Source organism: Acinetobacter sp. FY683, assembly GCF_059515885.1.
The window spans coordinates 32,865-56,831 of sequence record NZ_JCAKNA010000006.1 but is presented as its reverse complement, the minus strand read 5'-3'; the positions used below and the strand labels follow the sequence as shown (position 1 = coordinate 56,831).

At 35.6% G+C, this 23,967-nt stretch carries 26 protein-coding genes and 4 tRNA genes; 14 read left to right on the top strand and 16 right to left on the bottom strand.

From position 1 onward, the window contains the following. The first annotated feature begins 202 nt into the window (after window positions 1-202). Window positions 203-1,720, top strand: coding sequence for a succinyl-CoA:acetate CoA-transferase ScpC (gene scpC / locus AC5YDH_RS04865; protein WP_496117274.1), 1,518 nt, complete (start codon window positions 203-205; stop codon window positions 1,718-1,720). Between the two features lie 1,019 nt (window positions 1,721-2,739). On the opposite strand, the gene AC5YDH_RS04860 is transcribed toward scpC, so the two are convergent. The 3 genes from AC5YDH_RS04860 to AC5YDH_RS04850 all read right to left on the bottom strand — a co-directional run bounded on the left by AC5YDH_RS04860 (window position 2,740) and on the right by AC5YDH_RS04850 (window position 4,450). Further along, window positions 2,740-2,943 (bottom strand): T6SS effector amidase Tae4 family protein, encoded by a 204-nt coding sequence (locus AC5YDH_RS04860; RefSeq protein ID WP_496117376.1) that lies wholly within the window; start codon window positions 2,941-2,943, stop codon window positions 2,740-2,742. Between the two features lie 347 nt (window positions 2,944-3,290). Further along, entirely contained in the window at window positions 3,291-3,920 is a 630-nt protein-coding gene (locus AC5YDH_RS04855) for a T6SS effector amidase Tae4 family protein (protein ID WP_496117272.1), read from the bottom strand. Then, on the bottom strand, window positions 3,920-4,450 hold the full coding sequence (locus AC5YDH_RS04850) for a PAAR domain-containing protein (protein WP_496117270.1): 531 nt from the start codon (window positions 4,448-4,450) through the stop codon (window positions 3,920-3,922). The genes AC5YDH_RS04855 and AC5YDH_RS04850 overlap by 1 nt, the downstream gene beginning before the upstream one ends. Window positions 4,451-4,602: 152 nt before the next feature. On the opposite strand from AC5YDH_RS04850, the gene AC5YDH_RS04845 reads away from it, so the two are divergent. Beyond that, window positions 4,603-5,037: a GNAT family acetyltransferase gene (locus tag AC5YDH_RS04845; protein WP_496117268.1), complete on the top strand. Its 435-nt coding sequence runs from the start codon at window positions 4,603-4,605 to the stop codon at window positions 5,035-5,037. Here the strand turns inward: AC5YDH_RS04845 and AC5YDH_RS04840 are convergent. The 4 genes from AC5YDH_RS04840 to AC5YDH_RS04825 all read right to left on the bottom strand — a co-directional run bounded on the left by AC5YDH_RS04840 (window position 5,034) and on the right by AC5YDH_RS04825 (window position 6,695). Further along, window positions 5,034-5,759, bottom strand: coding sequence for a class I SAM-dependent methyltransferase (locus AC5YDH_RS04840; RefSeq protein WP_496117266.1), 726 nt, complete (start codon window positions 5,757-5,759; stop codon window positions 5,034-5,036). The genes AC5YDH_RS04845 and AC5YDH_RS04840 overlap by 4 nt on opposite strands. A gap of 122 nt (window positions 5,760-5,881) precedes the next feature. Further along, window positions 5,882-5,957 (bottom strand) — tRNA-Phe (locus AC5YDH_RS04835). Window positions 5,958-6,094: 137 nt separating this feature from the next. Further along, window positions 6,095-6,170: transfer RNA gene (locus AC5YDH_RS04830), tRNA-Phe, on the bottom strand. Window positions 6,171-6,317: 147 nt separating this feature from the next. After that, window positions 6,318-6,695, bottom strand: coding sequence for a GNAT family N-acetyltransferase (locus AC5YDH_RS04825; RefSeq protein WP_496117264.1), 378 nt, complete (start codon window positions 6,693-6,695; stop codon window positions 6,318-6,320). A 94-nt stretch (window positions 6,696-6,789) separates the two neighbouring features. Here AC5YDH_RS04825 and hisB point away from each other — a divergent pair, with 94 nt between their 5' ends. The 5 genes from hisB to AC5YDH_RS04800 all read left to right on the top strand — a co-directional run bounded on the left by hisB (window position 6,790) and on the right by AC5YDH_RS04800 (window position 10,556). Then, the gene (gene hisB / locus AC5YDH_RS04820; protein ID WP_054580861.1) at window positions 6,790-7,383 is read left to right on the top strand and encodes an imidazoleglycerol-phosphate dehydratase HisB; all 594 of its coding nucleotides are present in this window, start codon (window positions 6,790-6,792) and stop codon (window positions 7,381-7,383) included. Then, window positions 7,383-8,000: an imidazole glycerol phosphate synthase subunit HisH gene (gene hisH, locus AC5YDH_RS04815; protein WP_496117261.1), complete on the top strand. Its 618-nt coding sequence runs from the start codon at window positions 7,383-7,385 to the stop codon at window positions 7,998-8,000. The genes hisB and hisH overlap by 1 nt, the downstream gene beginning before the upstream one ends. Before the next feature lie 104 nt (window positions 8,001-8,104). Continuing rightward, window positions 8,105-8,779, top strand: a complete 675-nt coding sequence (locus AC5YDH_RS04810) for a 3'-5' exonuclease (protein ID WP_496117260.1) — start codon at window positions 8,105-8,107, stop codon at window positions 8,777-8,779. A gap of 67 nt (window positions 8,780-8,846) precedes the next feature. Then, window positions 8,847-9,575, top strand: coding sequence for a 1-(5-phosphoribosyl)-5-[(5-phosphoribosylamino)methylideneamino]imidazole-4-carboxamide isomerase (gene hisA, locus AC5YDH_RS04805; protein WP_496117258.1), 729 nt, complete (start codon window positions 8,847-8,849; stop codon window positions 9,573-9,575). A gap of 72 nt (window positions 9,576-9,647) precedes the next feature. After that, entirely contained in the window at window positions 9,648-10,556 is a 909-nt protein-coding gene (locus tag AC5YDH_RS04800) for a DMT family transporter (RefSeq protein WP_496117256.1), read from the top strand. Window positions 10,557-10,586: 30 nt separating this feature from the next. On the opposite strand, the gene AC5YDH_RS04795 is transcribed toward AC5YDH_RS04800, so the two are convergent. Genes AC5YDH_RS04795 through AC5YDH_RS04785 form a run of 3 tightly spaced genes read right to left on the bottom strand, consistent with a single transcriptional unit; the run spans window position 10,587 to window position 12,604 of the window. Then, window positions 10,587-10,982 (bottom strand): DUF4870 family protein, encoded by a 396-nt coding sequence (locus tag AC5YDH_RS04795; protein WP_496117255.1) that lies wholly within the window; start codon window positions 10,980-10,982, stop codon window positions 10,587-10,589. 27 nt (window positions 10,983-11,009) lie between these two features. After that, window positions 11,010-11,639 carry a DUF1294 domain-containing protein gene (locus tag AC5YDH_RS04790; protein WP_496117254.1) on the bottom strand — a complete coding sequence of 210 codons (630 nt, stop codon included), beginning with the start codon at window positions 11,637-11,639 and terminating at the stop codon, window positions 11,010-11,012. A 14-nt stretch (window positions 11,640-11,653) separates the two neighbouring features. Further along, window positions 11,654-12,604, bottom strand: a complete 951-nt coding sequence (locus tag AC5YDH_RS04785) for a homoserine kinase (protein ID WP_496117252.1) — start codon at window positions 12,602-12,604, stop codon at window positions 11,654-11,656. Between the two features lie 114 nt (window positions 12,605-12,718). Between AC5YDH_RS04785 and hisF the strand changes: the two genes are divergently transcribed. After that, a complete protein-coding gene (hisF, locus tag AC5YDH_RS04780; protein ID WP_496117251.1) occupies window positions 12,719-13,477 on the top strand; it encodes an imidazole glycerol phosphate synthase subunit HisF in 759 nt (252 codons plus the stop codon). A 229-nt stretch (window positions 13,478-13,706) separates the two neighbouring features. After that, entirely contained in the window at window positions 13,707-14,396 is a 690-nt protein-coding gene (gene aqpZ / locus AC5YDH_RS04775; protein ID WP_496117249.1) for an aquaporin Z, read from the top strand. A 78-nt stretch (window positions 14,397-14,474) separates the two neighbouring features. Here aqpZ and AC5YDH_RS04770 read toward each other — a convergent pair whose 3' ends face one another. Together AC5YDH_RS04770 and AC5YDH_RS04765 are read right to left on the bottom strand one after the other, a co-directional pair. Then, on the bottom strand, window positions 14,475-14,720 hold the full coding sequence (locus AC5YDH_RS04770; protein WP_496117247.1) for a hypothetical protein: 246 nt from the start codon (window positions 14,718-14,720) through the stop codon (window positions 14,475-14,477). A gap of 73 nt (window positions 14,721-14,793) precedes the next feature. Beyond that, entirely contained in the window at window positions 14,794-15,894 is a 1,101-nt protein-coding gene (locus AC5YDH_RS04765; protein ID WP_496117245.1) for a DNA/RNA non-specific endonuclease, read from the bottom strand. A 259-nt stretch (window positions 15,895-16,153) separates the two neighbouring features. Here AC5YDH_RS04765 and AC5YDH_RS04760 point away from each other — a divergent pair, with 259 nt between their 5' ends. Beyond that, complete coding sequence (locus AC5YDH_RS04760; RefSeq protein WP_496117243.1) at window positions 16,154-16,459, top strand: hypothetical protein; 306 nt, start codon at window positions 16,154-16,156, stop codon at window positions 16,457-16,459. Between the two features lie 79 nt (window positions 16,460-16,538). On the opposite strand, the gene AC5YDH_RS04755 is transcribed toward AC5YDH_RS04760, so the two are convergent. Beyond that, window positions 16,539-18,419: a potassium transporter Kup gene (locus AC5YDH_RS04755; protein WP_496117241.1), complete on the bottom strand. Its 1,881-nt coding sequence runs from the start codon at window positions 18,417-18,419 to the stop codon at window positions 16,539-16,541. A 122-nt stretch (window positions 18,420-18,541) separates the two neighbouring features. Between AC5YDH_RS04755 and AC5YDH_RS04750 the strand changes: the two genes are divergently transcribed. The 3 genes from AC5YDH_RS04750 to AC5YDH_RS04740 all read left to right on the top strand — a co-directional run bounded on the left by AC5YDH_RS04750 (window position 18,542) and on the right by AC5YDH_RS04740 (window position 19,489). Then, window positions 18,542-18,631 (top strand) — tRNA-Ser (locus AC5YDH_RS04750). Window positions 18,632-19,002: 371 nt separating this feature from the next. Then, the gene (locus tag AC5YDH_RS04745; RefSeq protein WP_496117239.1) at window positions 19,003-19,230 is read left to right on the top strand and encodes a hypothetical protein; all 228 of its coding nucleotides are present in this window, start codon (window positions 19,003-19,005) and stop codon (window positions 19,228-19,230) included. Window positions 19,231-19,413: 183 nt separating this feature from the next. Continuing rightward, window positions 19,414-19,489: transfer RNA gene (locus AC5YDH_RS04740), tRNA-Thr, on the top strand. 64 nt (window positions 19,490-19,553) lie between these two features. On the opposite strand, the gene AC5YDH_RS04735 is transcribed toward AC5YDH_RS04740, so the two are convergent. From AC5YDH_RS04735 to AC5YDH_RS04725, 3 genes are all read right to left on the bottom strand, one after another. Next, window positions 19,554-20,381, bottom strand: coding sequence for an SAM-dependent methyltransferase (locus AC5YDH_RS04735; protein ID WP_496117238.1), 828 nt, complete (start codon window positions 20,379-20,381; stop codon window positions 19,554-19,556). Between the two features lie 3 nt (window positions 20,382-20,384). Next, on the bottom strand, window positions 20,385-21,683 hold the full coding sequence (locus tag AC5YDH_RS04730; protein ID WP_496117374.1) for an FAD-dependent oxidoreductase: 1,299 nt from the start codon (window positions 21,681-21,683) through the stop codon (window positions 20,385-20,387). A 430-nt stretch (window positions 21,684-22,113) separates the two neighbouring features. Further along, window positions 22,114-22,989 carry a pirin family protein gene (locus AC5YDH_RS04725; RefSeq protein ID WP_496117236.1) on the bottom strand — a complete coding sequence of 292 codons (876 nt, stop codon included), beginning with the start codon at window positions 22,987-22,989 and terminating at the stop codon, window positions 22,114-22,116. A gap of 290 nt (window positions 22,990-23,279) precedes the next feature. Between AC5YDH_RS04725 and ycaC the strand changes: the two genes are divergently transcribed. After that, window positions 23,280-23,906, top strand: a complete 627-nt coding sequence (gene ycaC, locus AC5YDH_RS04720) for an isochorismate family cysteine hydrolase YcaC (RefSeq protein ID WP_496117234.1) — start codon at window positions 23,280-23,282, stop codon at window positions 23,904-23,906. The last annotated feature ends 61 nt before the right edge of the window (window positions 23,907-23,967 follow it).

Below are 23,967 nucleotides of genomic sequence, written 5' to 3'. Positions count from 1 at the left end.
GGTGGATAGTTGATCAAACAGTTTTGATTAACTATCCAACAACTATAAATTTCACGTTTATTTTCAACAATATAAAAGCCATAACTTATATTTATACCCTCATTTTTTCAAAAAATTAGACCTTAGCCTAACAGGTATGCAAAATGGCTTTTTTGATCGGTACAATCCGACTCAGTTTTAAGATTTTTAATGAGAGTAATCCATGTCTTTAGATCGTATTCGTTTAGCTAGCCTTCATGATAAGGTTATGAGCGCTGAACAAGCAGCTAAGTTTATCCAAGACGGTATGACCGTTGGTATGAGTGGCTTTACTCGTGCAGGTGAAGCGAAAGCAGTTCCTTTGGCTTTGGTTGAACAAGCAAAAGCAAACCCATTAAAAATCACACTTGTTACAGGTGCGAGTCTTGGTAACGATCTAGACAAACTACTAACAGAAGCAGGTGTTCTTGCACGTCGTCTTCCATTCCAAGTAGACAACACATTACGTAAAGCGATCAACAAAGGCGAAGTAATGTTCATCGATCAGCATTTGTCTGAAACTGTTGAACAAATGCGTAATGGTCAACTTAAGAAAAATGACATTGCTGTAATTGAAGCAATTGCAATCACTGAAGATGGTGGTATTATCCCAACAACTTCTGTGGGTAACTCTGCAAGCTTCGTTCAATTTGCTGACCAAGTAATTGTTGAAATCAATACAAACTTAAGCCCAGCTTTTGAAGGTTTACACGACATTTACATTCCTGAAATGCGTCCAAACCGTCAACCAATTCCATTAACTAAAGTTGATGAGCGTATTGGTACTCCTGCAATTCAAGTTGATCCATCTAAAATTGTAGGTATCGTATTTAACAGCGAATTACATGATTCTCCGTCTACGGTTACTGAACCAGATGATGAGACTCAAAGCATTGCAGATCACTTAATTGCATTCTTTGAACGTGAAGTTGCTGCAGATCGTCTACCGTCTAACTTAGGTCCATTACAAGCAGGTATTGGTTCTATTGCAAATGCGGTATTAACAGGTCTTAAAGAATCAAACTTCGAAGACTTAGTGATGTACTCTGAAGTACTTCAAGACTGTACTTTCGAACTTATCGATGCAGGTAAAATGAAGTTCGCTTCTGGTTCCTCAATCACCTTATCTGAAAAATTCGGTGAAAAAGTATTTAATAACATCGAATCATACAAAGATAAGTTAGTACTTCGTCCTCAAGAAATTTCTAACCATCCTGAACTTGTACGTCGTACAGGTATCATCGGTATCAACACTGCATTAGAGTTCGATATTTACGGTAACGTAAACTCAACTCACGTTTGCGGTACTAAAATGATGAACGGTATCGGCGGTTCAGGTGACTTCGCGCGTAATGCTCACATTGCAATATTCGTAACGAAATCAATCGCAAAAGGCGGTGCTATTTCTTCTGTTGTTCCATTTGCTTCTCACATCGACCATGCTTGCCATGACGTTGACGTATTAGTAACTGAACAAGGTCTTGCAGATTTACGTGGTTTAGCACCTCGTGAACGTGCTCGTGCAATCATCGATAACTGTGTACACCCAATGTACCAAGGTGCATTGAACGATTACTTCGCTCGTGCATGTGCTAAAGGCGGTCAAACTCCTCACATCTTACGTGAAGCTTTGTCTTGGCATTCTAACTTCGAAGAGCAAGGTAAAATGCTTGTAGAAGCTGAAGAACTTGCTGAAGCATAAGATTTAGCATTATTAAAAAAACGCCCTTATTAGGGCGTTTTTTATTTCTGATCAAATATACCAATTCATTTTAGTAACTTAAATTTAATCCGTAACCATATTCTAAACCATACCATGTTCTTATTAACCAAGTTAGAAGCATGAAAATCATTACCACTAAAATCAAAAGGTAAGATATTTTTTTAAGTTTTCTAAGGTATCCTAGTATTCCACTTATGATAAGAATAACAATAAAAAGCCAATTCGAAATGCGTTTATATTGTGCGCTACACCCTTCAACACAAGTATTTCTATTGATTGCACTTAAGTAAATAAAATCAACTAAATGGACCAATATTACGGCTAAAACAACACCCAAAAAGGCAAATATGTATTTATTCATCAATCCATCTCAAAAAAAATGGGCTTTAATAACTTCGGTGTTATTAACGTCTTTTTATGATTAAGGCATAGGAGATAAAATGGCAATAGAGCTAAAAATCCATATATTAAATATTAAATTTGCTTTATGTGGTTCACTATCAGCTTTTGCATTTGTTAAAAAAATCCAATCTGAAAAGTATCGAATTGAAAGCCAATAAATGATAGAAAAACTAATAATCAAAAGTAATGATATTAGAAGATGTTTAATAAAATTCACTTTACTTAACCTCAAAAAACCATATTCTTTTAGCTTTATTTAAATCACTTTGATGTTGATTAATTTTTAGTAACTTAAGTTTAGTCCGTACCCATAAATAGAGGCGTACCACAAAAGAAAGATACGCAATATGATCATAAATATAAAAAAACCAAGCAAATGACATTTATTTAGTTTTTTTACAGCGCAAAAATAGCTTATAACGCCCATCGCAACGAATGCAGTTAAATATATTGAAATTGTAATGTTCTTAAAGATACTACTACACCCTTCTAAACAAGGACGGTATTCAGTAAAAGTGGTAAAGGGGATATATAAGTATTCAAGAGTTATAGCTAAAAGAGGTACTGTAATTATAGGGTAGATGGTTTTTTTCATACTACTTCACCTCATAAAACCATATACGTTTAGCTTTGCCTAAATTATACATATTCAGTAAAGTTGCAGAATCTAAACCTAGAGTAAAACGCAAAAAAGATTCAAAACTAGGTGTTAAAGTATTTTTATTCCATAAATCAATGTGCCCACCACTTGCAACATCAGGACTCTCGCCATCTCTCTCCCAATATTCACCAAAGAAAATAATTCCAGTTTTTCCTTTAATCTTAATTCAGCTTTAGTAACTTAGGTTCAAGCCGTAACCATAAGTAGAGGCATACCAATGTAAAGGAAATGACAATAAAAGAAATGTAAAAATGATAAAAATGATAAAAATCCAGTTTACTTTTTTTATGGCATAAAAATACCCTATTCCTGCACCCAAGATAAACATGGACCATGTATATATCATTAAAAATTTATTGAATTCCGAACTACATCCTTCTGCACAAGGATATTTATCATCAAAAGCAAAAGTGAAGATTTCATATGAAAGCTGCATTAATATAATTGTTATTAAAAAACCTAAAATGGGGAAAATAAATTTTTTCATCATTTAACTTCAAAAAATAAAATACGTTTAGCTTTACCATAATTCACATACTGATAGCGACCAACACGCATACTATCAATACCAAGAGTGAATCTAAAAAACACAGTCCAATTACTAGTAGGTCGAGTTTTATTCCATAGATCTACATGACCACCGCTTGCACTATCAACAGTTTCATCATCTCGTTGCCAATAGTCTCCGAAAAAAATTATACCTGTTCTACCTTCAATTTTTTTCTTCCAATCTTCGCCTGTGATATTTTCAGCAGGTCCAATTCCGCAGATAGGTCTAGTATTTAACCATTGTGCAAATTCATTGGCTCTCGTGGCTGTTGCCTTTCCATTTAGCTCTATTCGCCCTATTGATGCCTCATTTCTTTCAGGTTTTATATATTTTGATGAGAATGTAAGCATTTTTACGCCTAATTTATGCAGCGTAACACTCATGCGAATAGCACATTGATTTTCAAATCCCTTTGGGGGTTTACCATTTATTTGGTAAGGAGGGTCTCCATCTTCATAATTAAACCACAGCTCTTTAAAAATAACTGGAACAATTCCAACAGAGCTACACGAAGCAACGGAACCACGTTTAACATTTGTTTCCACATCAGCAGAAAACCATCCCATTATTCCGCACCTTTTTCAATTGCTTCTTCCCCAAGAAAGAGCTTATATGGCTCATTATTTGGGGTTGGTACACGAGGTAATTTTCCATCATCACCAATGACGCCCTTAAAAATGCGTCCGTCTTTGGTTTCTATAAAATATGGCATTCCTTCAGCAAAGCTAAAATCTGTAGCTACTTGTTCGTCAAAGGCATCTTTACTAGGAGAATTAATAAAACTTTTGAGTGCTTCTAGAAATGAAGAAGAACTATTACTTTTATACCCTGCTTCTCTTCGTGCAAGCCCTTGACTAGAATCTACAAAACGAGAGCCACATGATGAAATGTCATCTACAGCGATAATGTTTTTACCATCAACCGTCATGAAACTAGGTTTCATAGATTTTGCTGTAGACATCGTTTTACAAGTTGGGCAATAGTGCGTCATTCCTTCAAGATGAACGGGTAAGCCTTCGACCATAAACCTATCAGTTCCTTCCTGAATAATTCCACCGTGATCTGTCATTGAACCTTTAGTAATTAAATCTTTCATTTTTAATATTTATTGTGATTAATATCACACAATATATTTGTTTATGTAAAATTTCAAACTTACTTTAACTTTACAACATCTAAAAACTGTTTACTATTCATACAATTTTAACTAATCTCAAACTATCCTTATTCGATCACTTTTAAACAAATATGTTTATTATCAGACAATTTGCAGAAACAGATTTAGACGATATTATTTCACTTTGGGAAATTTGTGATTTAACACGCCCTTGGAATAATCCTGAAATTGATATATTCAGAAAAGTTGCTCAAAAGGATGATTTATTTTTAGTCGCAGTAAAAGATAACGAACTTATTGCTACAATTATGGGTGGCTACGATGGTCACAGAGGCTGGTTAAACTATTTAGCAGTTCATCCTCACGTTCAACGCAATGGCATCGCCACAGCGCTTATACAGCAACTTGAAAAACGTTTAATTGCACTTGGCTGCCCAAAGTTGCAATTGTTGGTTCGTAAAGACAATATCGACATTCAAAACTTCTATGAACAATTAGGATATGAAGAAGTTGAGGTTGTATGCTTTGGCAAACGACTTATTTCTGATATATCGATCCAAGACTAGCGCCCTATGCGTAATAAGATTGGAAATTGAACTTTATAAACAACATCATTTTGATTGAATAAGTATTTTAATTCTGCCAAAGGATCATCTACATTTTGCTTTTGATAATGCCTTATTGCAGACCATGTTCTAAAATAATCTAACAATTGAATAGCAGACCACTCATATTCCATGTGTAATTTTGGCATCTCAATTTCTTGAAAAGGAAATGGAATTGTTAAATAAGATTCATCTACATAATGCCGTTCAACATCCCAATATCCTTTTAAAGTTTCAAAATATAAATGCTGAATCGCATTTTGAAGTTTCTCATTTTTCGCCTGAATTAAGCCGTATCCAACTACAGCAAAAACACCATTCGGTTTCAGTACTCGTTTTACTTCCTTATAAAAGTCATCAAAATTAAACCAATGGATAGCTTGCGCTACTGTAATTAAATCAAAACATGCCGATGGAAAATCATTTTCTTCCGCAGGTTGCGCTAAATACTGCACATTGCTTAATACAGGTGCTTGATCTAATTGTTGCTGACTTAAATCCGTTGCAATTACTTTTGAAAAATATGGACTTAATATTTGTGTGAATTGCCCTGAACCTGCCCCACAATCCCAAGCAAGCTCTATATATTCAACATATTTTAAAATTTCATTGGCGATACTTTGCGGATAACAAGGACGTGCTTTTTGATAAAGCTGACTATGGTTCGAAAATAAATCTTTCATTTTAATTCGAATATTCGCATGATTGGAATTTTTAATTTAGCGAATTTATCTAGTAAAACAATGCTTAGACACAAATTTTAAGCAATAAAAAACCCCAAACATTGTTTGAGGTTTTTTGAATATGGTGGCGAGACCCAGGATCGAACTGGGGACACACGGATTTTCAATCCGTTGCTCTACCTACTGAGCTATCACGCCGATGCGGTGTATTAAGCCGTATCTCGACATAATAGTCAATATAAATCCTAACTTTTTTATTTAAATGCTTTTTTTTTGCACAAAAAAAATCTCCAACTATTGTTAGAGATTTTTTTAAACGCTTTCACGTTTGAATATGGTGGCGAGACCCAGGATCGAACTGGGGACACACGGATTTTCAATCCGTTGCTCTACCTACTGAGCTATCACGCCGATGACGCGTATTAAACCGTTTCAGCGTTAACACGTCAAGTTACTTTCTTTGATATTCAATCAAATGTTCACTTTTAAATCACATTCAGCAATTTAATTTGAATATCGCTTAATTTACAAACAATTAATTAATGCTTACGTAGCAATTTAAAGCTTATTCAAACTTTCTAAACAACGATGAATTGCACCACAACCTGGAATAAATGTTGTCACACCTTTTTCTTCTTCCATTCTGCATACTTCACTCACTAAGCGCTCAGCAACACCACGCCCACGGTTAGCAGGATGAATAACAATATTTTCAATCGTTCGTGCGTCATCTTTTCCTGTACACCACACAGCACCAATAATTTTTGTATTAAATTCTGCAATGTAAAGTAAGGTATACTGATCTAAGTTTTGTTCAAGTTGTTCTGTGGCATCTTTCCCATCTGCAAACTCTGGGCTGGTGTCATACAGTCGCTCAAGCTGAGTACGGACTTCGTCATTTTCAATAGAAGTTTTGGCATGTACGTTAATAGGCATTGATTAACCCTCCTGAGCAATCTAATATGCAGTGTTTAGTCACCGCTAAAAATATTTTATATCAATCATTTCGACGTTTTTGAGGAACGTGTTTATGACGCAACGTATCAGTGAAGTGGTAAGAAATACCAACGAAACTAAAATTCGTGTTCGTGTAAATCTTGATGGTACGGGTCAAGGCACCCTCAATACAGGTGTTCCCTTTTTAGATCATATGATCGATCAAATCAAGCGACATGGCTTATTTGATATCGATATTCATTGTGATGGCGACCTTGAAATTGATGATCACCACACTGTAGAAGACTGTGGTATCACACTTGGTCAAGCTTTTGCACAAGCATTAGGCGATAAAAAAGGCCTTAAACGCTACGGTCATTTTTATGCACCACTTGATGAATCATTAAGTCGCGTAGTTGTCGATTTATCAGGCCGTCCGGGTTTATGGATGGATATTCCGTTTACACGTGCTCGTATTGGTACATTCGACGTAGATTTATTCTCTGAGTTTTTCCAAGGCTTTGTGAACCACGCATTAATGACGCTTCACATTGATAATTTGAAAGGCAAAAATAGTCATCACCAAATCGAAAGCGTATTTAAAGCATTTGCTCGCGCACTTCGTATGGCATGTGAAGTAGATCCACGTGCTGAAAATACTGTTGCTTCAACTAAAGGTACTTTGTAATGACCCGTATTGCCCTTCTCGACTATGGCATGGGAAATCTTCACTCGGCAGCTAAAGCACTCGAACATGTGGGTGCAACTGTTGATGTGACAAATGATCCAAAGTTAATTGCACAAGCAGACAAAATTGTATTTCCAGGTGTGGGCGCAATGCGTGACTGTATGCAAGGTATGCATGAAGCAGGTATTGATGACGTTGTACGTAATGCCGTATTCAATAAGCCTGTACTCGCAATTTGCGTAGGCATGCAAGCATTAATGCAACATTCTGAAGAAAATGGCGGTGCAGATGCACTGGGTATTTTTGAAGGTAGTGTAAAACGCTTCCCCGATGTTGATGGTTTAAAAGTACCTCACATGGGTTGGAACCAAGTTCGTCAAGCTGACCCAAGCCACCCAATGTGGAAAGACATTGAGCAAGATGCGCGTTTTTACTTTGTGCATAGCTTTTATGTTGAACCACAAGAGAAATCTATTGTTGCGGCAACATGTGATTATGGTCTTGAGTTCTGTACAGCAATTCATAAAGAGAACTTATTCGCGACTCAATTCCACCCTGAAAAAAGTCATACAGCAGGCTTACAACTGTTGAAAAACTTTGTGGAATGGAAAATCTAATTTTTCAGACGAATTCAAAAAAGCTCACTTCGGTGGGCTTTATTTTTGCTTAAACACTCAAAACCCTTTAATCTCAAAAACTATTGATTTAAGTTTGAAATTATATGGAAGCGCGACAACCTGCTTTATTATCCAAAGAGGAAATCTCAAAGCTTCCTTTATTTAAAAACTTATCTTCGAATCAAATTATTGTGCTAAAAACACTCGATCAATGTTTAGCATTACAAGAAGAACTTTATAGCACAGCATTATTCGGCTTCGATTCAGAATCGAAACCCACATTTACCAAAGGCGAAACACAAACAGGCCCTCACCTTATTCAATTAGCCACATTAGAAAAAGCCTATTTATTCCAAGTAAACAATGAAATTATTCAATTTTTAGCACCTATTTTTAGCAATCGAGACCAAATTAAAGTTGGTTTTGGACTAAAAAATGATGCTCATCTTTTCAGAAAAAAAGGCATAGAACTCAACAGCGTTATTGAACTCTCTAAATGCTTTTCTAGCTTTGGATATAAAAATCAAGTTGGGCTTAAAAATGCGATTGCAATATTATTTAACCTGCATTTTCCTAAATCTAAAAAAATAAGCACATCAAACTGGGCAAAGAAAGAATTGAGCCCACCACAAATTTCTTATGCAGCAGCAGATGCTTACGGTGCAGTTTTAGTTTTTGAAGAGCTATTACGCTTAGGTTTATTGCCAAAAGACATTCCCAACACCAATTTAAAGCTCCGAATACGCCCGATTAAAATAAAACCATCATCAGATGCTTAGAGAATTGCCAATACTTTGTTAAGATTGTCGCCATTAAATTCATCAAGATTTGGCTTGGAGCGAAAGCATGCTAATCATTCCTGCAATTGACCTGAAAGATGGCAAATGTGTCCGTTTAAAACAAGGTCGTATGGAAGACGATACTGTATTTTCTGATAATCCAGTAGCAACTGCACAGCATTGGGTAAACGAAGGCGCACGTCGTCTCCATCTAGTTGACTTGAATGGTGCTTTCGCAGGTACGCCTATTCATAAACCTGTTGTTGAAGCAATTTGTAAAGCTCAACCAGAGCTTCCAATTCAAATTGGCGGTGGTATTCGTTCTTTAGAAACAATTGAGCATTATCTAGAAGCTGGTGTTTCTTTTGTCATCATTGGGACAAAAGCAGTTCAAGATCCTGCATTTGTAGAAGAAGCTTGTAAGAAATTTGCAGGTCATATCATTGTTGGTATTGATGCAATGAATGGCATGGTTGCAACAGATGGCTGGGCAAATGTTACTGATGTAAAAGCAACTGATCTTGCTAAGCGTTTTGCAGATGCAGGCGTTTCTAGCATTGTTTATACAGACATTGCACGTGATGGCATGATGCAAGGTGTTAACGTAGAACAAACCGTTAATCTTGCGACTTATTCAGGTTTACCTGTAATTGCTTCTGGCGGTGTAACGAACCTAGATGACGTTCGTAACTTAAAAGGTCAACCTGGCATTTTAGGTGCAATTACAGGTCGTGCTATTTATGAAAACACGCTTAACTTGCGTGAAGCACAGCTTCTACTTGACCAATCGTTATAAGTTTTAAAATGTGAAAGAGGTCTTCGGACCTCTTTTTTATTTGATTTTTAATTTCCCATTTTAGATGATCTCATGTCTTCCAATACCACGGCTTGGATGAAAGCCAAAGCCCCTCAACTCTCACTCATTTTTATTACCATCATTTGGGGTGGCAGTTTTATTACTGTTCAATATGCCCTGAATTTTAGCAACCCTATTATGTTTGTGGCGCTACGTTTTGCTGCCGCTGCAATTGCTGTTAGCCTACTTTCTTTAAAATATCTGAAAAATTTTAATAGCAAAGAAATATTTGCGGGCGCTGTAATTGGTGCTGTAATCGCTATAGGTTATGGTACTCAAACCATTGGTTTACAAACCATTAGTAGCAGCGAATCTGCTTTCTTAACCGCACTTTATGTTCCCCTAGTTCCAATTTTTATATGGCTCATTTTTAAAAATAAACCACATATTATGACTTGGCTTGGAGTGATCTTTGCCTTTATTGGATTAGTTTTCTTAACAGGAAATGGTTTCGGACAAGTTCAGCTGCATTTTGGACAAATCATTACGATTTTAGGCTCAATTGCGATTGCTCTCGAAATTATTTTTATTGGCTATTTTGCTGGAAAAGTAAATGTAAGACGAGTAACTGTTTTACAGCTTATTTTTGCCTCTCTATTTTGTTTCATAATGAGTCCGCTATTGGGTGAGCAAGGCTTACCACAATTTAACTGGATTCTTATCACTATTTTATTGGGCTTAGGCTGTGCAAGTGCATGTATTCAACTTGTGATGAATTGGGCACAACAATCTGTAGAATCTTCACAAGCTGCAATTATTTATGCAGGTGAACCAGTTTGGGCTGCGCTTATTGGGCGTATTGCAGGTGAACGCTTACCGTTACTTGCCCTTGTTGGCGGTGCCTGTGTTGTTCTAGGTGTAATATTAAGTGAATGGCGACCAAAATTTTTAAATCAGAAAAATCAAAAAAAAGAGCTATAAATTAGCTCTTTTTTTATGATTATTTAAAAATTAATCTTGATACATTGGCTTATTATCATTCACACGTATTAAACCAAGAATTGCACGATACACAATCCAAACCCATGAAAGAGCAATCATTGCGACACAAAAAGCAGAAGCACCAAATGCAATACCAACAAAGGCATTTGGATTTTCACCTGTGAAGAATAAAAATAGGAATGGAACAAAAGCAACGACATTCCAAATTAAATACCACCAAAAAGTGCGAATTTGCCACGTGAAATGACTTTCAAAAATTGAACCTTTAACGGCATCGCGCTTAATATAATTAATAATTAATGCAATAATTGCCAAAACACCTGCTGAAAAAATTGCAACAATATAAAGAACATATAAAACAATCGTAAGTGTACGATTTGAATCTTGATCTATTGAATAAGTCATTTTATGTCCTCTAAGAGTTATATTTTATTAAACAGAAAAACTATTTAATGGTGAAACCAACCAAACAATCAAAAGAATATTAAAAACTATAGTACAAAAATAAATCTTTCTAAATGGTTGTTTTTGTGTTTTATGACGCAGTTTTTCTTGCGCAAGCCATGCCGCAGGCCATCCACCTAAAAACGAGAGAAGATGTAACGAGTTTTCAGGAACACGCTGTTTATTAAGCTGAGCAGCTTCTTTATCTTGTGAATAAAACCAATAAGTCGCTGCATTAATTAAGCTTATAAATAACAAGAAAATTCCATCTAATAGACCAATTAGCGTTAACAATGCCAAAAATAAAATATACGCAATGCACAACATTTGCATTGGCTGTATTTTCTTGTTCATTTTGACAATATTTGCTGAAGATGAAGTTTTTTTAGATTTAACAGCTTGAGCCGCTTTTAAATACACAACTTTTTGTGCTTTATAACGCCCTTTTTCATCTAAAATTACTTGATAATCTAATGCACAACCCACGATTGGACGTGGGCCTTGGCGAGAAAAATCTTTAATATGTAAAAATACACGACCTTTATTTGAATCATTCGGTTGAATAAATCCATAACCTTTATCATCAAACCACTCAACCAGTCGCCCTTGATCACGCATTTTCACATTTCCTTTTAAGCAGTAACAAACTTTAATCTTTCGATCAGCATATTACGCATTTCTAAAGGATTTTTTTGCAAAATATCATCACCAGTACGACCTTCCGCTGCATTTTTTTGAGCAACTTGTAAACGCATCATCCAGAAACGACCTGCTGCCATCGCTAAGTAAATTTCTAAACATGCACGTTCATCAGCAGTTAAAGGGCGCACGGTTTCATAAGCAGTTAAGAATGCAATTGCACGATCTTCATTTAAATGTACATCTGGATATTCTGTACAGAAGTCATTTAAAGTAATTGCGATATCAAATAAAAATTCATCTTTATTTAATTCGTAAAAGTCGAGAATACCTTTTAACTCATCACCCTCAAATAACGTGTTATCACGGAATAAATCCGAGTGAATGAAGCCTTTCGGACGATCAGGATAAGTTGCTGAAAGTACATCATAAAGACCTAAAAGTTCATTCAATAATGTTTTGTCTGCAACATTTAATGTAGGTTTTAATTCTTGAGAGACCTTGCGCCAATAAGCATGATCACGATATTCCGCACGTTCCAATGGAAAGTTTTTTAAAGCAACATGCATTTTTGCTTGAGCAACTGCAATTTGTTTCGCTTGCTCTAATGAAGTTGGCATGGGATGTTCTCCCATCATACGTGGTGCAATTTGTGCAGGTTTATCTTTTAATGTATGAATTGCTTTACCTGAATGACTTAATGGCACAGGTACTGTCAAACCAGCTTTGCCTAAATGTTCAAGCACAGGTACAAGCTCACCTGCTCCACGTTCATCCATTTCTTCAAATATGGTTAATACATACTGTTGACCACTTTCAACAACTACAAAATAGTTGGTATTTTGAATTCCTCCCTGAATTGGAATCAGGTCTATTACCTTTAATCCATAAGGCGTAGCAAAATCCTGAACTTCCGATAAAGTCAAAGTGGTATAAACCGACATAGAAAACCTGCGAAAAAACTTACATATTTTTGATAGAATACATTGTCCATCTACCAAGGTGTAGCACCAACCGTAGGTCAGTTTCGTAATATGCTGTAATTATTGGAAAAAATTATGCTTGCTAAACGTATTATTCCTTGCCTAGACGTAGATAATGGCCGTGTAGTCAAAGGTGTTCAATTTTTAGATATTCGTGATGCAGGCGATCCAGTTGAAGTGGCACGTCGTTATAACGAACAAGGTGCAGATGAAATCACCTTCTTAGATATTACCGCAACCTCAAATGGTCGCGATACCACTTACCGTACCGTAGAGCGTATGGCTGAGTCTGTATTTGTACCTTTAACAGTTGGTGGTGGTGTACGTAAAGTTGAAGATATTCGTTTATTGTTAAATGCTGGTGCAGATAAAGTCAGCATTAACTCAGCTGCTGTGTTCAATCCAGAGTTTGTACAAGAGGCTTCTCAGCGTTTTGGTGCACAATGTATTGTTGTCGCTATTGATGCGAAAAAAACCGCTGAAAACAAATGGGAAATTTTCACTCACGGCGGTCGTAAACCAACAGGTATCGATGCGATTGATTGGGCTGTTAAAATGGCAGACTTTGGTGCAGGTGAGCTCCTTATTACATCAATGGATGCCGATGGGACTAAAGCAGGTTATGACATCGAATTGATGCGTCAAATTAACAATCGCGTAACGATTCCTACAATTGCTTCTGGTGGTGTAGGTAATTTACAGCACTTAGCTGATGGTATTTTAAAAGGTGGTGCAGATGCGGTTCTTGCTGCTTCTATTTTCCACTTTGGTCAGCACACTATTCCTGAAGCAAAAAAATATCTTGCCGATCAAGGTATTGAAATGCGTCTTTAAAAGTCGATTATCTTTATAAAAAAGAGTGCTTTATCTGCACTCTTTTTTATTAGGTATGCAAATTAAAATACAGAATAAAAAGTTTAAATTACAGATATATCAATATTATAAAGTTTAAAAAAATTGAATTTGATTAAAAATAACGCTAAAGTTCGCTTGCAACAATAAATACATATAAATAATTTAAAATCTTAATAAAGCAATAAAAATAAATTGCTGGAGAATATAAATGAATAAATATTTAGCAGAGCTTCTAGGAACTTTTTGGTTAGTCTTCGGTGGTTGTGGTAGTGCTATTCTTGCTGCTGCCTTCCCCGAACTGGGCATTGGTTTTGCTGGTGTTGCCCTTGCCTTTGGTTTAACTGTTTTAACAGGTGTTTATGCACTTGGCCATATTTCTGGTGGTCATTTTAACCCTGCTATAAGTATTGGCTTATGGGCAGGTGGTCGTTTTGAAGTCAAAGAACTTGCACCGTATATTATTTCTCAAGTGATAGGTGCAACACTTGCAGCACTTGTTCTGTATATCATTGTTCAAGGTCAAGTTGGTTTTAGTGGTACTGGTGGCTTCGCTACAAATGGTTACGGTGAATTATCTCCAGGAAAATATTCACTTATGTCTGCATTGGTAATCGAAATTGTATTAGCAGCCTTCTTCTTAATTGTCATTATGGGAGCTACAGATAAACGTGCTCCTGCAGGTTTTGCTCCAATTTCAATTGGTTTAGCATTAACACTTATTCACTTAATCAGTATTCCTGTAACAAATACTTCAGTTAACCCAGCACGTAGTACTGGTGTTGCATTCTTTGCTGAAACTGCTGCAATGAGCCAATTGTGGGTTTTCTGGATTGCTCCAATTATCGGCGCTATTATCGGTGCTGTAATTTACAACCTTGTTGCTAAAAAATCAGATTAAACCCTACTCATTTCAGTAATAAAAAAGCCCACTGAATCGTGGGCTTTTTTATGTTCCATGTGGAACATATTCACATACTTATAAAAAGGGATTTTCAATTTCATCACTATCTTTATCTTGAATATGTTCTGGTAAATCACTTTCATTTTGTAATTGCTGTACTAACTGATTTAAAACTGCTTGTAATGCAAGTGCTGCTTGCAAGCCCGCCTGATCTTTAGTAATTTGCAAATTACCATAAATATTGACACGATCTACATCATTTTCAATTGTAAGATCATGAATTGAATGTGATTCTGTTCCATTTTGAAAAGCTTTAAACATATTTATCTCACGTTATTTTTTGTTGTGTGAATATGATGTTCATTATTCCATTTAAAATAGTATGCGCTCAAACCTATCTTATCAACTGTAAAATATATTGTAATAGTGCTTCTACAAGCTGTTTTACAATTGCATCTTGCGTGTTTGGATCTATATTGGGTTGAGTTGAACTTTTTTGATCTGTATTTTCTGCGCTTAAACCATCAGACTTAAACTGCTTTTGAACTGCAAGCAATTGATCACTTGGAACATCTTCTGCACACTGACTTTCTGCATCCCAATGTGAGTATGCAATTTCTTGATTCGCTTTTACTAAATTTGCCTTTAACGGTAATTTATATGTATTTCGCTTTTGCTCTTCAGTCAATTGAGGAAAAATATTCATTCCTAATTGTTCTTCTAAATAGCAAATACTAACAACTTTCACCATAAGCGAATTATCGTTTGGTGCGTAATATGCGCCTATTGCACCTGTTTTAGGAATATAAACCGCCTTAAAAACTGCAGTTGGAACAATAACCTTATTTGCCCCAATGGTTTTTAATTTTTTCCCTGTGAATGTTGGCCCTGTTACCACATACACATCATGCTTTTGCTTCGTTACAATAGCACGCGTTGCTTCTTCTAGTTCACGCCAAACTTTTTGATTATTTTTAGGTGCTTGAGGCACCATATTCGCAAGCGAAAAACTATCCGACTGTGCTGCTTTTGTAGACATATCTGCATTAGGTGCCATATGCCCACGGTCATAACCTGAACCCCGATAATCAGCCAATGTCGCACGATATGCCAATGGAACTTTTAGTTCTTCATGAAAACTATCTTCACGCGGAATTTTTTGACTTAAACGTTGTGGTGTTAAGGCCTCAGCCACCCAAAGTGGAGTGCGTGAAATGCCTGAATACATCACATTAAAGCCATTAAAACACAGAGCATATGTATTTTTACTTAATGACTCTTTCGCTAAAAATGGTGGAGCTTCTTTATAAAACTGAACAGCACATTCAGAACTTGAAGAAGATAGAGAAGGTAATGAAATCCATTGACTAATTTTTTCTTGTCCAAAGGCAATTGCAAAACTTCCAGAGGCAACTAAGCCCAAAACAACTTTTAAACCATTCTGTCCAAAAAGTTGAGTAAAAATATTCTTCGAACTGGTTCTCTTCTTCGCCATTAGATCTGCAAGTACTGTACATATACATAAATTTTTGAGCAGATTAACAAGCACCACAGAGCTTGTATATGCTGCAAAATCTGATCGTCCAACAAATAGGCAAAAAAAATATACAGACTTACTATGTTGTAACAACATGTCTTTTTTATATAAAGTTTTTAAGTAATCTATTTGAGATTTCGTATGTTTAGTAGAACTTAAAAATGTAAGAAATTAAAATACAAAATAAGCAAAAAATCATGATTACTTGGAGTATTTTATGCGTTCTACTAAAATTTTAGGTTTAGGTCTTATCGCTGGCATTATTAGCATCGCAGCTTTTGCTGAACCAGCTGTTCAACCAGGTGAAACTCTAGAAAGTTTATCTCAAGCAAAAATTACAACTACTGTAAATGGTCAACCAGGTTCATTAAAAGAATTGGCTGCTAGTGGAAAAATTAAAATTTTAGGTGATGCAACTCAAGTAACGGAAGAAATTCCTGCATCTGAAGTAGCAACATCTGACGCTGTAGCAGATGAAAGTCCTGCATCTGAAACAGCTACACCTGAAGCACCAGCTCAATAATCGCTTATTTGCTGTTTGATATAAAAAAAACCAGAATAAATTCTGGTTTTTTTATGCGCAACATGTAAGACCTTATGGATTAAATCTCAATCTGACTTCCGAGTTCTACCACACGATTTGTCGGAATTTGATAAAAATCACTCACAGGACTTGTATTACGCTGCAATGAAATAAAGAGTTTCTCTCTCCATGGTGCCATACCATCACCAACAGAATGAATAATACGATCTCTTGAAATAAAGAAGCTTACTTGCATTAAGTCGAAATCAAATCCAAGCTCTTGATATGCCTGTTGAAGTGCTTGTGTAATATTCGGCTGATCTTTAAAACCGTAATACATACTAATTCGGTAAAAACGCTCATCTAGCTTTTCTACTGTTATTCGATCTTCTGCCTCAACATACGGTACATCTCTGGTAATAATAGTGACCATAATATTGCGTTCATGTAAGACTTTATTGTGCTTAATATTATGGAGCATCGCATGAGGAACAATGTTTGGAGTTCCAGTAAGAAAAATTGCATCACCTGGAACAAATTTAGTTTCGCTACCCGAATTCACACTTTTAATAAATAAATCGATTGGCAAAGCATCTCGTTCCAGACGTTTTAATACAAGTGCTCGTCCATCTTTCCATGTCATTAAAATGGTAAACAATACAGCACCAATCATAATTGGTACCCATCCACCAGACACAATTTTAAGCGATGTTGAAGCGACAAAAATGAAATCTAAAATTAAAAATGGTGTTGCAAATAATATAACTTTCCAAAGAGGCCAACGCCACAAACCATAAGCTAATACACTAATTAAGATAGTGCCACATAGCATTGTCATAGTGACTGCCACGCCATACGCATTTGCAAGGTTTGCACTATTTTTAAAGAGTAAAATTAGAATTAATACAGAAATAAATAATACCCAGTTAATAAATGGGATATAAATTTGCCCTTGCTCTACATCAGATGTATGACGCACTGTTAAACGTGGTAAATAGCGAAGTTGAATCGCTTGATTCACCATAGAAAACACACCTGTAATAACTGCTTGCGATGCAATCACTGCCGCTGCCGTTGCAAGCCCAATCATAGGGAATAAAGCCCACTGTGGAATAAGCATATAAAACGGGTTTGCAATCGCCTCAGGATTACGTAGTAATAATGCACCTTGTCCTGCATAGTTCAGCAATAAACATGGCAAAACAATAATAAACCAAGCTAAACGAATAGGTAATCTACCAAAATGCCCCATATCGGCATAAAGCGCTTCACCACCTGTCATTGTTAAAACAACAGCACCCATTGTTAAAAATGCAATATAAGGCTCATTTATGACAAAATTGAACGCCCAATGCGGACTAATCATTGTTAATATGAATGGTGTTTGGCTAATACTCCATAGCCCGAAAATACCTATAGATAAAAACCACAACAATGTAAGTGGGCCAAAAAACTTGCCCATTGTTGCCGTACCATGACGTTGAACTAAAAATAAACCTGCCAAAATACCAATAGAAAGTGGCTCTAACCAATGGTTAAACATTGGTGTTGCAATACTAATACCTTCAATGGCCGATAAAACAGAAATAGCTGGAGTAATAATACCGTCACCAAAAAAGAGAGAGGCGCCAATAAAGCCCAATGCAATCAAATAAATTTTCTTATTTTCAGCTATTCGAGTCGTTCGTAAATTCAATGCAAGTAAAGACATAATACCGCCTTCACCATTGTTATCTGCACGCATGATAATAGTGACGTATTTGAAGCTGATACTCAGCATCATGCACCAAAATATGAGAGAGAGAATACCTAACACCGTAGCATCTGTAATTGCTAAGTGCGCTGTTAAGAAACATTGACGAAATGCATAAAGTGGACTTGTACCAATATCACCAAATACAACACCCAGTGCTGCAAGAGTAATAACAGGCAATGCCGCTTTTTTCGCAGTATTTTGCATATTTTGTCTTCATTTTAGACAGTATTTTGGCGAATCATATCACCACCGTAAAAGTTTTTCTTTAAATCAATTGTTTCAGCTTGGCAGAATATTTTTTTTTCGTTATTATCCATCGCCTATATGGTGAGGTGTCCGAGTGGCTTAAGGAGCACGCCTGGAAAGTGTGTATACGTTTGCGCGTATCGAGGGTTCGAATCCCTCTCTCACCGCCAAATTATCAAAGACTTAGATATAGAATCTAGGTCTTTTTTATTTCAAAATATTAAAAATAAGAAAATGAAGTGTAAAACACACAGAACTCTAAATAGTTTAATTTCTATATATTGTGTTTTTATGAATCTATATTTCCAATCTATTCTTGCTTACTTTTTGACATTTTTTATTACAAATTGCTGTAAAAAACATTAAAGACAAGGTCGCAACTGTATGTTAAAAAAGAGTTATCACAAAAAAACTACGTATTTAAAATATTCGAAAAATACGCTCTTTGTGACCATGTAATATTACTTCTAACCTTCATATTTAAAAAAAGCGTTACTCCAAGAAACACAACATATAGAAACTGCTATTCGGGGGAGCAAACATGAATAACAGCGCAAACTATGTCAAACAAATTAAAAACGCTAAACGAGGAGGATATACCCCTACCATTGCTAAAGACGTAAATAAACACAAAATTCAAAAAGCTATACGCCTTATCGATGAATGGAGAAAACTCGCAATGGAGTTAAAACCTCAACTGCAGCTAGACACAGCATTTACATTAGAAGAATGCGCTCAAGATCTAGACCGAATATTACGTAGTAAATAATTTCAAACTAAACACCTTATTTAAAACCGATTCATAAATCGCTTATTTGTAATGAGCTAAGTGATTTATGAATCCAAATTGAAAATTTCTTTCTTAATTTCACGAAAAAACTTAAAAACAGAGCTAAGTGCTTATTTTTTGGCTTGCATTCAAGCAAACTTTCTGTAGAATGCATTCCACAACGCCGGCATAGCTCAGTTGGTAGAGCAACTGACTTGTAATCAGTAGGTCCACAGTTCGAATCCGTGTGCCGGCACCATTTCTTAGCCTCGCTTTTTAGTGAGGCTTTGATGTTTTTACAGCTTGTGTTTTTCTTCTAATTATTATTTTTTAGCTGTTACTTGTACGTATTTCACCAAACCATCTTCATATAATTTCGCACATAGCTTTGCTGTCATTTCAATTTTAAAACTATCTAAGCTATTCCCTTTCACATTTAAATTTAATACATCGTTTACGTACATCGAAAAACCAGCAAACACCTGTTTAGATAGATCAATGATTTTAATGTCTTTGAATCCATAACTTTCTAGGGTCTGCTTCATTTCTGGATACACCATTAAATGCTCTAAATTTACATCTGCAGCTTTAAGTAACCACTTATACTTTTGCTTTTGGAATGAATTTAAATTTTGCCATTCATCGGCTAGCATCAAATAATGAAATCCTAATTTTCCATTTGAATTTAAAACTGAATTGACTGATTTTAGAAATGAATTCAAATTGCCGTGATATGCTGCATCTATGCATACAGCAACATCAAACTCTTGTTGAAATGAAATATTCTTTAAATTTAAAAATGAATCACAATAAATATCGATAGGAGAAAGTAACTGAGCTTGAATTTTCTCTACGCATTCTTGTTGAAGCTCTACAGCAGCAATCTTTTGAATTTGATAATGATTTTGCCAATGAAGAAGACTAGCCCCCTGCCCGCAAGCAAGGTCTAATAAAAAATCTTGTGATGATAATTCTAACGCTTGTACAAGCTGATCTGCTAATGCCTGACAAGCTTTAGGATAGGAAGATGTTACATCTTCCCAATATCCCAAATTGCTCCAAGCAAGTTCATGATCATCTCCCAATAACTTCGCATTAATTGCATATTTATGTTTTGGAAAAATCTTTGGAATTGCTTGAAGCCATTTCATTTTTTAGTAACCAAGTTGCGGTGCGACCTCAACTTTAGGTTTTAATCCTACAAACGGCAATGGCGCACCAAAGTTTTCTGCAATATTCATCGCTGAAGTTACTGCAGATTCTAAAATTGGCAATCCATCACAAGACCATGAACCGCAGAAATAAACTTTACGATCTGAAGCTTTATGGCGTTTTTGAAGTTCTTTATTTAATGCAATAGTGTCCGAATCTACAACTGCACGAGTTAATTTCACAGAAGAAATGACTTTTTTCGGATCAATATCTACCACTGGACGCCATGTTTGGAAAATTGGCGTTTTACCTACAAGTGATGGCTCAATCGAGTTAAGCCAAACAGTAAATTGCTGACGAGTGAACTTACGATCCATCATGTAACTTAACACAGCCCAATCTTTACGTTTAGGTGGCATTGCAGATTGATCTGTATGAATAACCAAATCACCATCTTCAAATCTAAATTTCTTTAATAATGCAATATCATCTGCGAATTGTTCATTATCTAAAAATGATTCAATTTTTGTTGTTGGCGTTGCCACTACAACTTTATCGAAATAATGGTTTTCACCTGCTTCATTTTCAACAAAAACTTTGCCATCCAGCTCTTTTACACAACGAATAGGTGAACCACTTTTAATTTCTATACCTTGCATAAGCTTATCTACAAATGCAGGTGTGCCACCTTGTAAACGCAATAAAGCATCGCCATCGGTTAACTGACGTAAAAATATTAATAATGGTTTTGCAGGCCATTCACCAATGGTTTTTGGATCACATGTACAAATGGTATAAAGCACTGGCATAACCGCACCATGCCAAAATACTTCTTCTATATCATTATTATTAATAAATTCAGCAAGCGTAATTTCTTGGTCTTTTGATTTAAAAAACTTTGCTATTGCCGTTTTTAGTTGCAACATGCCTTTGACTAAACGCCAACCATATTGTTGTAAGCCTTTCCGATTATTAATAATAGGAAAATTTCCAATACGGCTACGTGTTGTAGTCAACCATGTTTCAGTTTTATCTTCAAACAACCAACTACATGCCATATAAGTACGAACAGGATATGTAGAAATACCAAGGTGAGTGGCTAAGCTCAACGTATTTTTCCAAAGATGAGGGTTCATTACACGCAATGGAGCATCAATTAAACCACCTTCAAACTCCATACTGTGACTATCCATGCCACGTCCAGATAAGGCTTCAAATATTGTTATATTGTGCCCTGCATCTTTAAGAATTCTTGCTGTAGCGAGACCCGCCATGCCACTACCAATGACTGCAATATCCAAAATATAATCCATCTTTATTTTCAAACTTTCTAAGATTATGAACTAAAGATTTAAAAAAGCGGTTAGTAAAAACTACCAGATTATTAATTTAGTGTGCTATTCCACAGCAGCCCTATCAAAATACACATAAAATTACATTGTAACCATGTGTACACAAACTCAAGAATTTATTGAGGTTTTATGAGATATTTGGAAAAAACAGATATAAATCATTTAATAAATTTAATTTTTTTCACTAAAAGTATTTACAAAGAATTACGTATTGGTTATTATCGCACCAACAAAAACGATAAATACATCACAATAATAAAATATAACAACTACAAAAACACAATAAAAATAAGAACGAAACTACAGCGCGTATAAAAAAGCCCTTGAGTCACTCAAGGGCTTTTTTATACTCTAAGACAATTCATCAATTTTAAAAAAATTAATGTGTTACATGAATTTCTCCAAACTTACCATTATTGAAATCATCAAAAGCTTTGATAATTTCTTCTTTGGTATTCATTACAAATGGACCATATCCTTGAATAGGCTCATTTAATGGCTCACCTGTAAGGACTAAGAACTTCGCAGTTTCTGTTGCTTCGAGCTGAATATCGGTATCACTGTCTTTACTAAACATAACGATGGAACTATCTAGCACTTTTTGTGTACCGTTTAATAGCATTTCACCTTCAAGTACAACAAACAACACAGTATGCCCCTCAGGGACATGAATCATTTCTTTAAAACCAACAGCTAATTCACCATCCCATACATTAATTGAACTAAAAGTCGATGCTGAACCTTGAAGCTTCTCAAATGCACCCGCAATCACACGAATATGACCAGCATTATCTTTAAATTGAAAAACAGGAATATTCTTAGCTTCAATTGCTTGGTAACGGGGCGCTGTCATTTTATCTTTAGCAGGTAAATTTACCCACAATTGTGCCATCTGGAACAAACCACCATTTTTAGCAAATTCAGGTGAATGAAACTCTTCATGTACCAGACCTGCCCCTGCTGTCATCCATTGCACATCGCCCATTTTGATTGTGCCACCACCGCCAGCAGAATCTTTATGTGTCACTTCACCTTGATAAGCAATAGTCACGGTTTCAAACCCACGATGAGGATGAGAACCCACACCATGTTGCTCAGTAGATGGTGCAAATGCATAAGGAGAAGCATAATCTAATAGTAAAAATGGGCTAATCGCTTGACCTAATCGATCATAAGAGAATAGTCCTTTCATGGGAAAACCATCTCCAACCCAATGCATATTTTCGTTGCGATAAACACCTATAATTTTTTTCATCTCAAGCTCCTACGCTCGGATTTAACTTACCTTTATTTTAAGTTTTAAAGAGTCTTTAAAAAACAGATGAATCAGAAAACAGCATCTCATAATTAGAACAATTTTTTATTTATTCGAAAAAAAATTGAAATATATAATTTAAAAGCCTCTTTTATCTTATTTATAAGATTATTAATCCTAAATAATGGGCTATCTAGCAAAAAATTATCCTATTAATATGAATATTCACTAGAGATTGACCAGATTTTTTGTCATCAAATTTACGTATATGAAAACCAGAGGATACTATTATGGGTAAGCCATATGTTCGCTTAGATAAAGACAATGCTGCGGTACTATTAGTAGACCATCAAACAGGTTTACTTTCTTTAGTTCGTGATATTGACCCAGATAAATTTAAAAATAATGTATTAGCACTTGCTGCCGCTGCAAAATATTTTAATCTTCCAACAATTTTAACAACTAGCTTTGAAGATGGTCCTAATGGTCCTTTAGTTCCAGAATTAAAAGAAATGTTCCCAGATGCACCCTATATTGCCCGCCCTGGACAAATTAATGCTTGGGACAATGATGACTTCGTTAAAGCTGTTAAAGCAACAGGTAAAAAACAACTTATTATTGCAGGTGTTGTTACTGAAGTTTGTGTAGCATTCCCAGCCTTATCTGCACTAGAAGAAGATTTTGATGTATTTGTCGTGACGGATGCATCAGGTACTTTCAACCACTTAACACGTGATTCTGCATGGGATCGTATGTCAAATGCTGGCGCTCAGCTTATGACTTGGTTTGGAACAGCTTGTGAGTTACATCGTGATTGGCGTAACGATGTAGACGGTTTAGGCGCTTTATTTAGCCAACACATTCCAGATTACCGTAACTTAATTAATAGTTACGTTCAAAATACAACCAAAAAATAAGTTACGGTTTCCTATGTAAAAGCGATCTTTTGATCGCTTTTATTATTTCTTCAATTGGTAT

What these genes read in the sequence shown, in the direction of transcription:
- scpC (WP_496117274.1), top strand. Translation starts at nt 203, where the DNA reads ATGTCTTTAGATCGTATTCGTTTAGCTAGCCTTCATGATAAGGTTATG.
- AC5YDH_RS04855 (WP_496117272.1), bottom strand. Translation starts at nt 3,920, where the DNA reads ATGGGATGGTTTTCTGCTGATGTGGAAACAAATGTTAAACGTGGTTCC.
- AC5YDH_RS04850 (WP_496117270.1), bottom strand. Translation starts at nt 4,450, where the DNA reads ATGAAAGATTTAATTACTAAAGGTTCAATGACAGATCACGGTGGAATT.
- AC5YDH_RS04845 (WP_496117268.1), top strand. Translation starts at nt 4,603, where the DNA reads ATGTTTATTATCAGACAATTTGCAGAAACAGATTTAGACGATATTATT.
- AC5YDH_RS04840 (WP_496117266.1), bottom strand. Translation starts at nt 5,759, where the DNA reads ATGAAAGATTTATTTTCGAACCATAGTCAGCTTTATCAAAAAGCACGT.
- AC5YDH_RS04825 (WP_496117264.1), bottom strand. Translation starts at nt 6,695, where the DNA reads ATGCCTATTAACGTACATGCCAAAACTTCTATTGAAAATGACGAAGTC.
- hisB (WP_054580861.1), top strand. Translation starts at nt 6,790, where the DNA reads ATGACGCAACGTATCAGTGAAGTGGTAAGAAATACCAACGAAACTAAA.
- hisH (WP_496117261.1), top strand. Translation starts at nt 7,383, where the DNA reads ATGACCCGTATTGCCCTTCTCGACTATGGCATGGGAAATCTTCACTCG.
- AC5YDH_RS04810 (WP_496117260.1), top strand. Translation starts at nt 8,105, where the DNA reads ATGGAAGCGCGACAACCTGCTTTATTATCCAAAGAGGAAATCTCAAAG.
- hisA (WP_496117258.1), top strand. Translation starts at nt 8,847, where the DNA reads ATGCTAATCATTCCTGCAATTGACCTGAAAGATGGCAAATGTGTCCGT.
- AC5YDH_RS04800 (WP_496117256.1), top strand. Translation starts at nt 9,648, where the DNA reads ATGTCTTCCAATACCACGGCTTGGATGAAAGCCAAAGCCCCTCAACTC.
- AC5YDH_RS04795 (WP_496117255.1), bottom strand. Translation starts at nt 10,982, where the DNA reads ATGACTTATTCAATAGATCAAGATTCAAATCGTACACTTACGATTGTT.
- AC5YDH_RS04790 (WP_496117254.1), bottom strand. Translation starts at nt 11,639, where the DNA reads ATGCGTGATCAAGGGCGACTGGTTGAGTGGTTTGATGATAAAGGTTAT.
- AC5YDH_RS04785 (WP_496117252.1), bottom strand. Translation starts at nt 12,604, where the DNA reads ATGTCGGTTTATACCACTTTGACTTTATCGGAAGTTCAGGATTTTGCT.
- hisF (WP_496117251.1), top strand. Translation starts at nt 12,719, where the DNA reads ATGCTTGCTAAACGTATTATTCCTTGCCTAGACGTAGATAATGGCCGT.
- aqpZ (WP_496117249.1), top strand. Translation starts at nt 13,707, where the DNA reads ATGAATAAATATTTAGCAGAGCTTCTAGGAACTTTTTGGTTAGTCTTC.
- AC5YDH_RS04770 (WP_496117247.1), bottom strand. Translation starts at nt 14,720, where the DNA reads ATGTTTAAAGCTTTTCAAAATGGAACAGAATCACATTCAATTCATGAT.
- AC5YDH_RS04765 (WP_496117245.1), bottom strand. Translation starts at nt 15,894, where the DNA reads ATGGCGAAGAAGAGAACCAGTTCGAAGAATATTTTTACTCAACTTTTT.
- AC5YDH_RS04760 (WP_496117243.1), top strand. Translation starts at nt 16,154, where the DNA reads ATGCGTTCTACTAAAATTTTAGGTTTAGGTCTTATCGCTGGCATTATT.
- AC5YDH_RS04755 (WP_496117241.1), bottom strand. Translation starts at nt 18,419, where the DNA reads ATGCAAAATACTGCGAAAAAAGCGGCATTGCCTGTTATTACTCTTGCA.
- AC5YDH_RS04745 (WP_496117239.1), top strand. Translation starts at nt 19,003, where the DNA reads ATGAATAACAGCGCAAACTATGTCAAACAAATTAAAAACGCTAAACGA.
- AC5YDH_RS04735 (WP_496117238.1), bottom strand. Translation starts at nt 20,381, where the DNA reads ATGAAATGGCTTCAAGCAATTCCAAAGATTTTTCCAAAACATAAATAT.
- AC5YDH_RS04725 (WP_496117236.1), bottom strand. Translation starts at nt 22,989, where the DNA reads ATGAAAAAAATTATAGGTGTTTATCGCAACGAAAATATGCATTGGGTT.
- ycaC (WP_496117234.1), top strand. Translation starts at nt 23,280, where the DNA reads ATGGGTAAGCCATATGTTCGCTTAGATAAAGACAATGCTGCGGTACTA.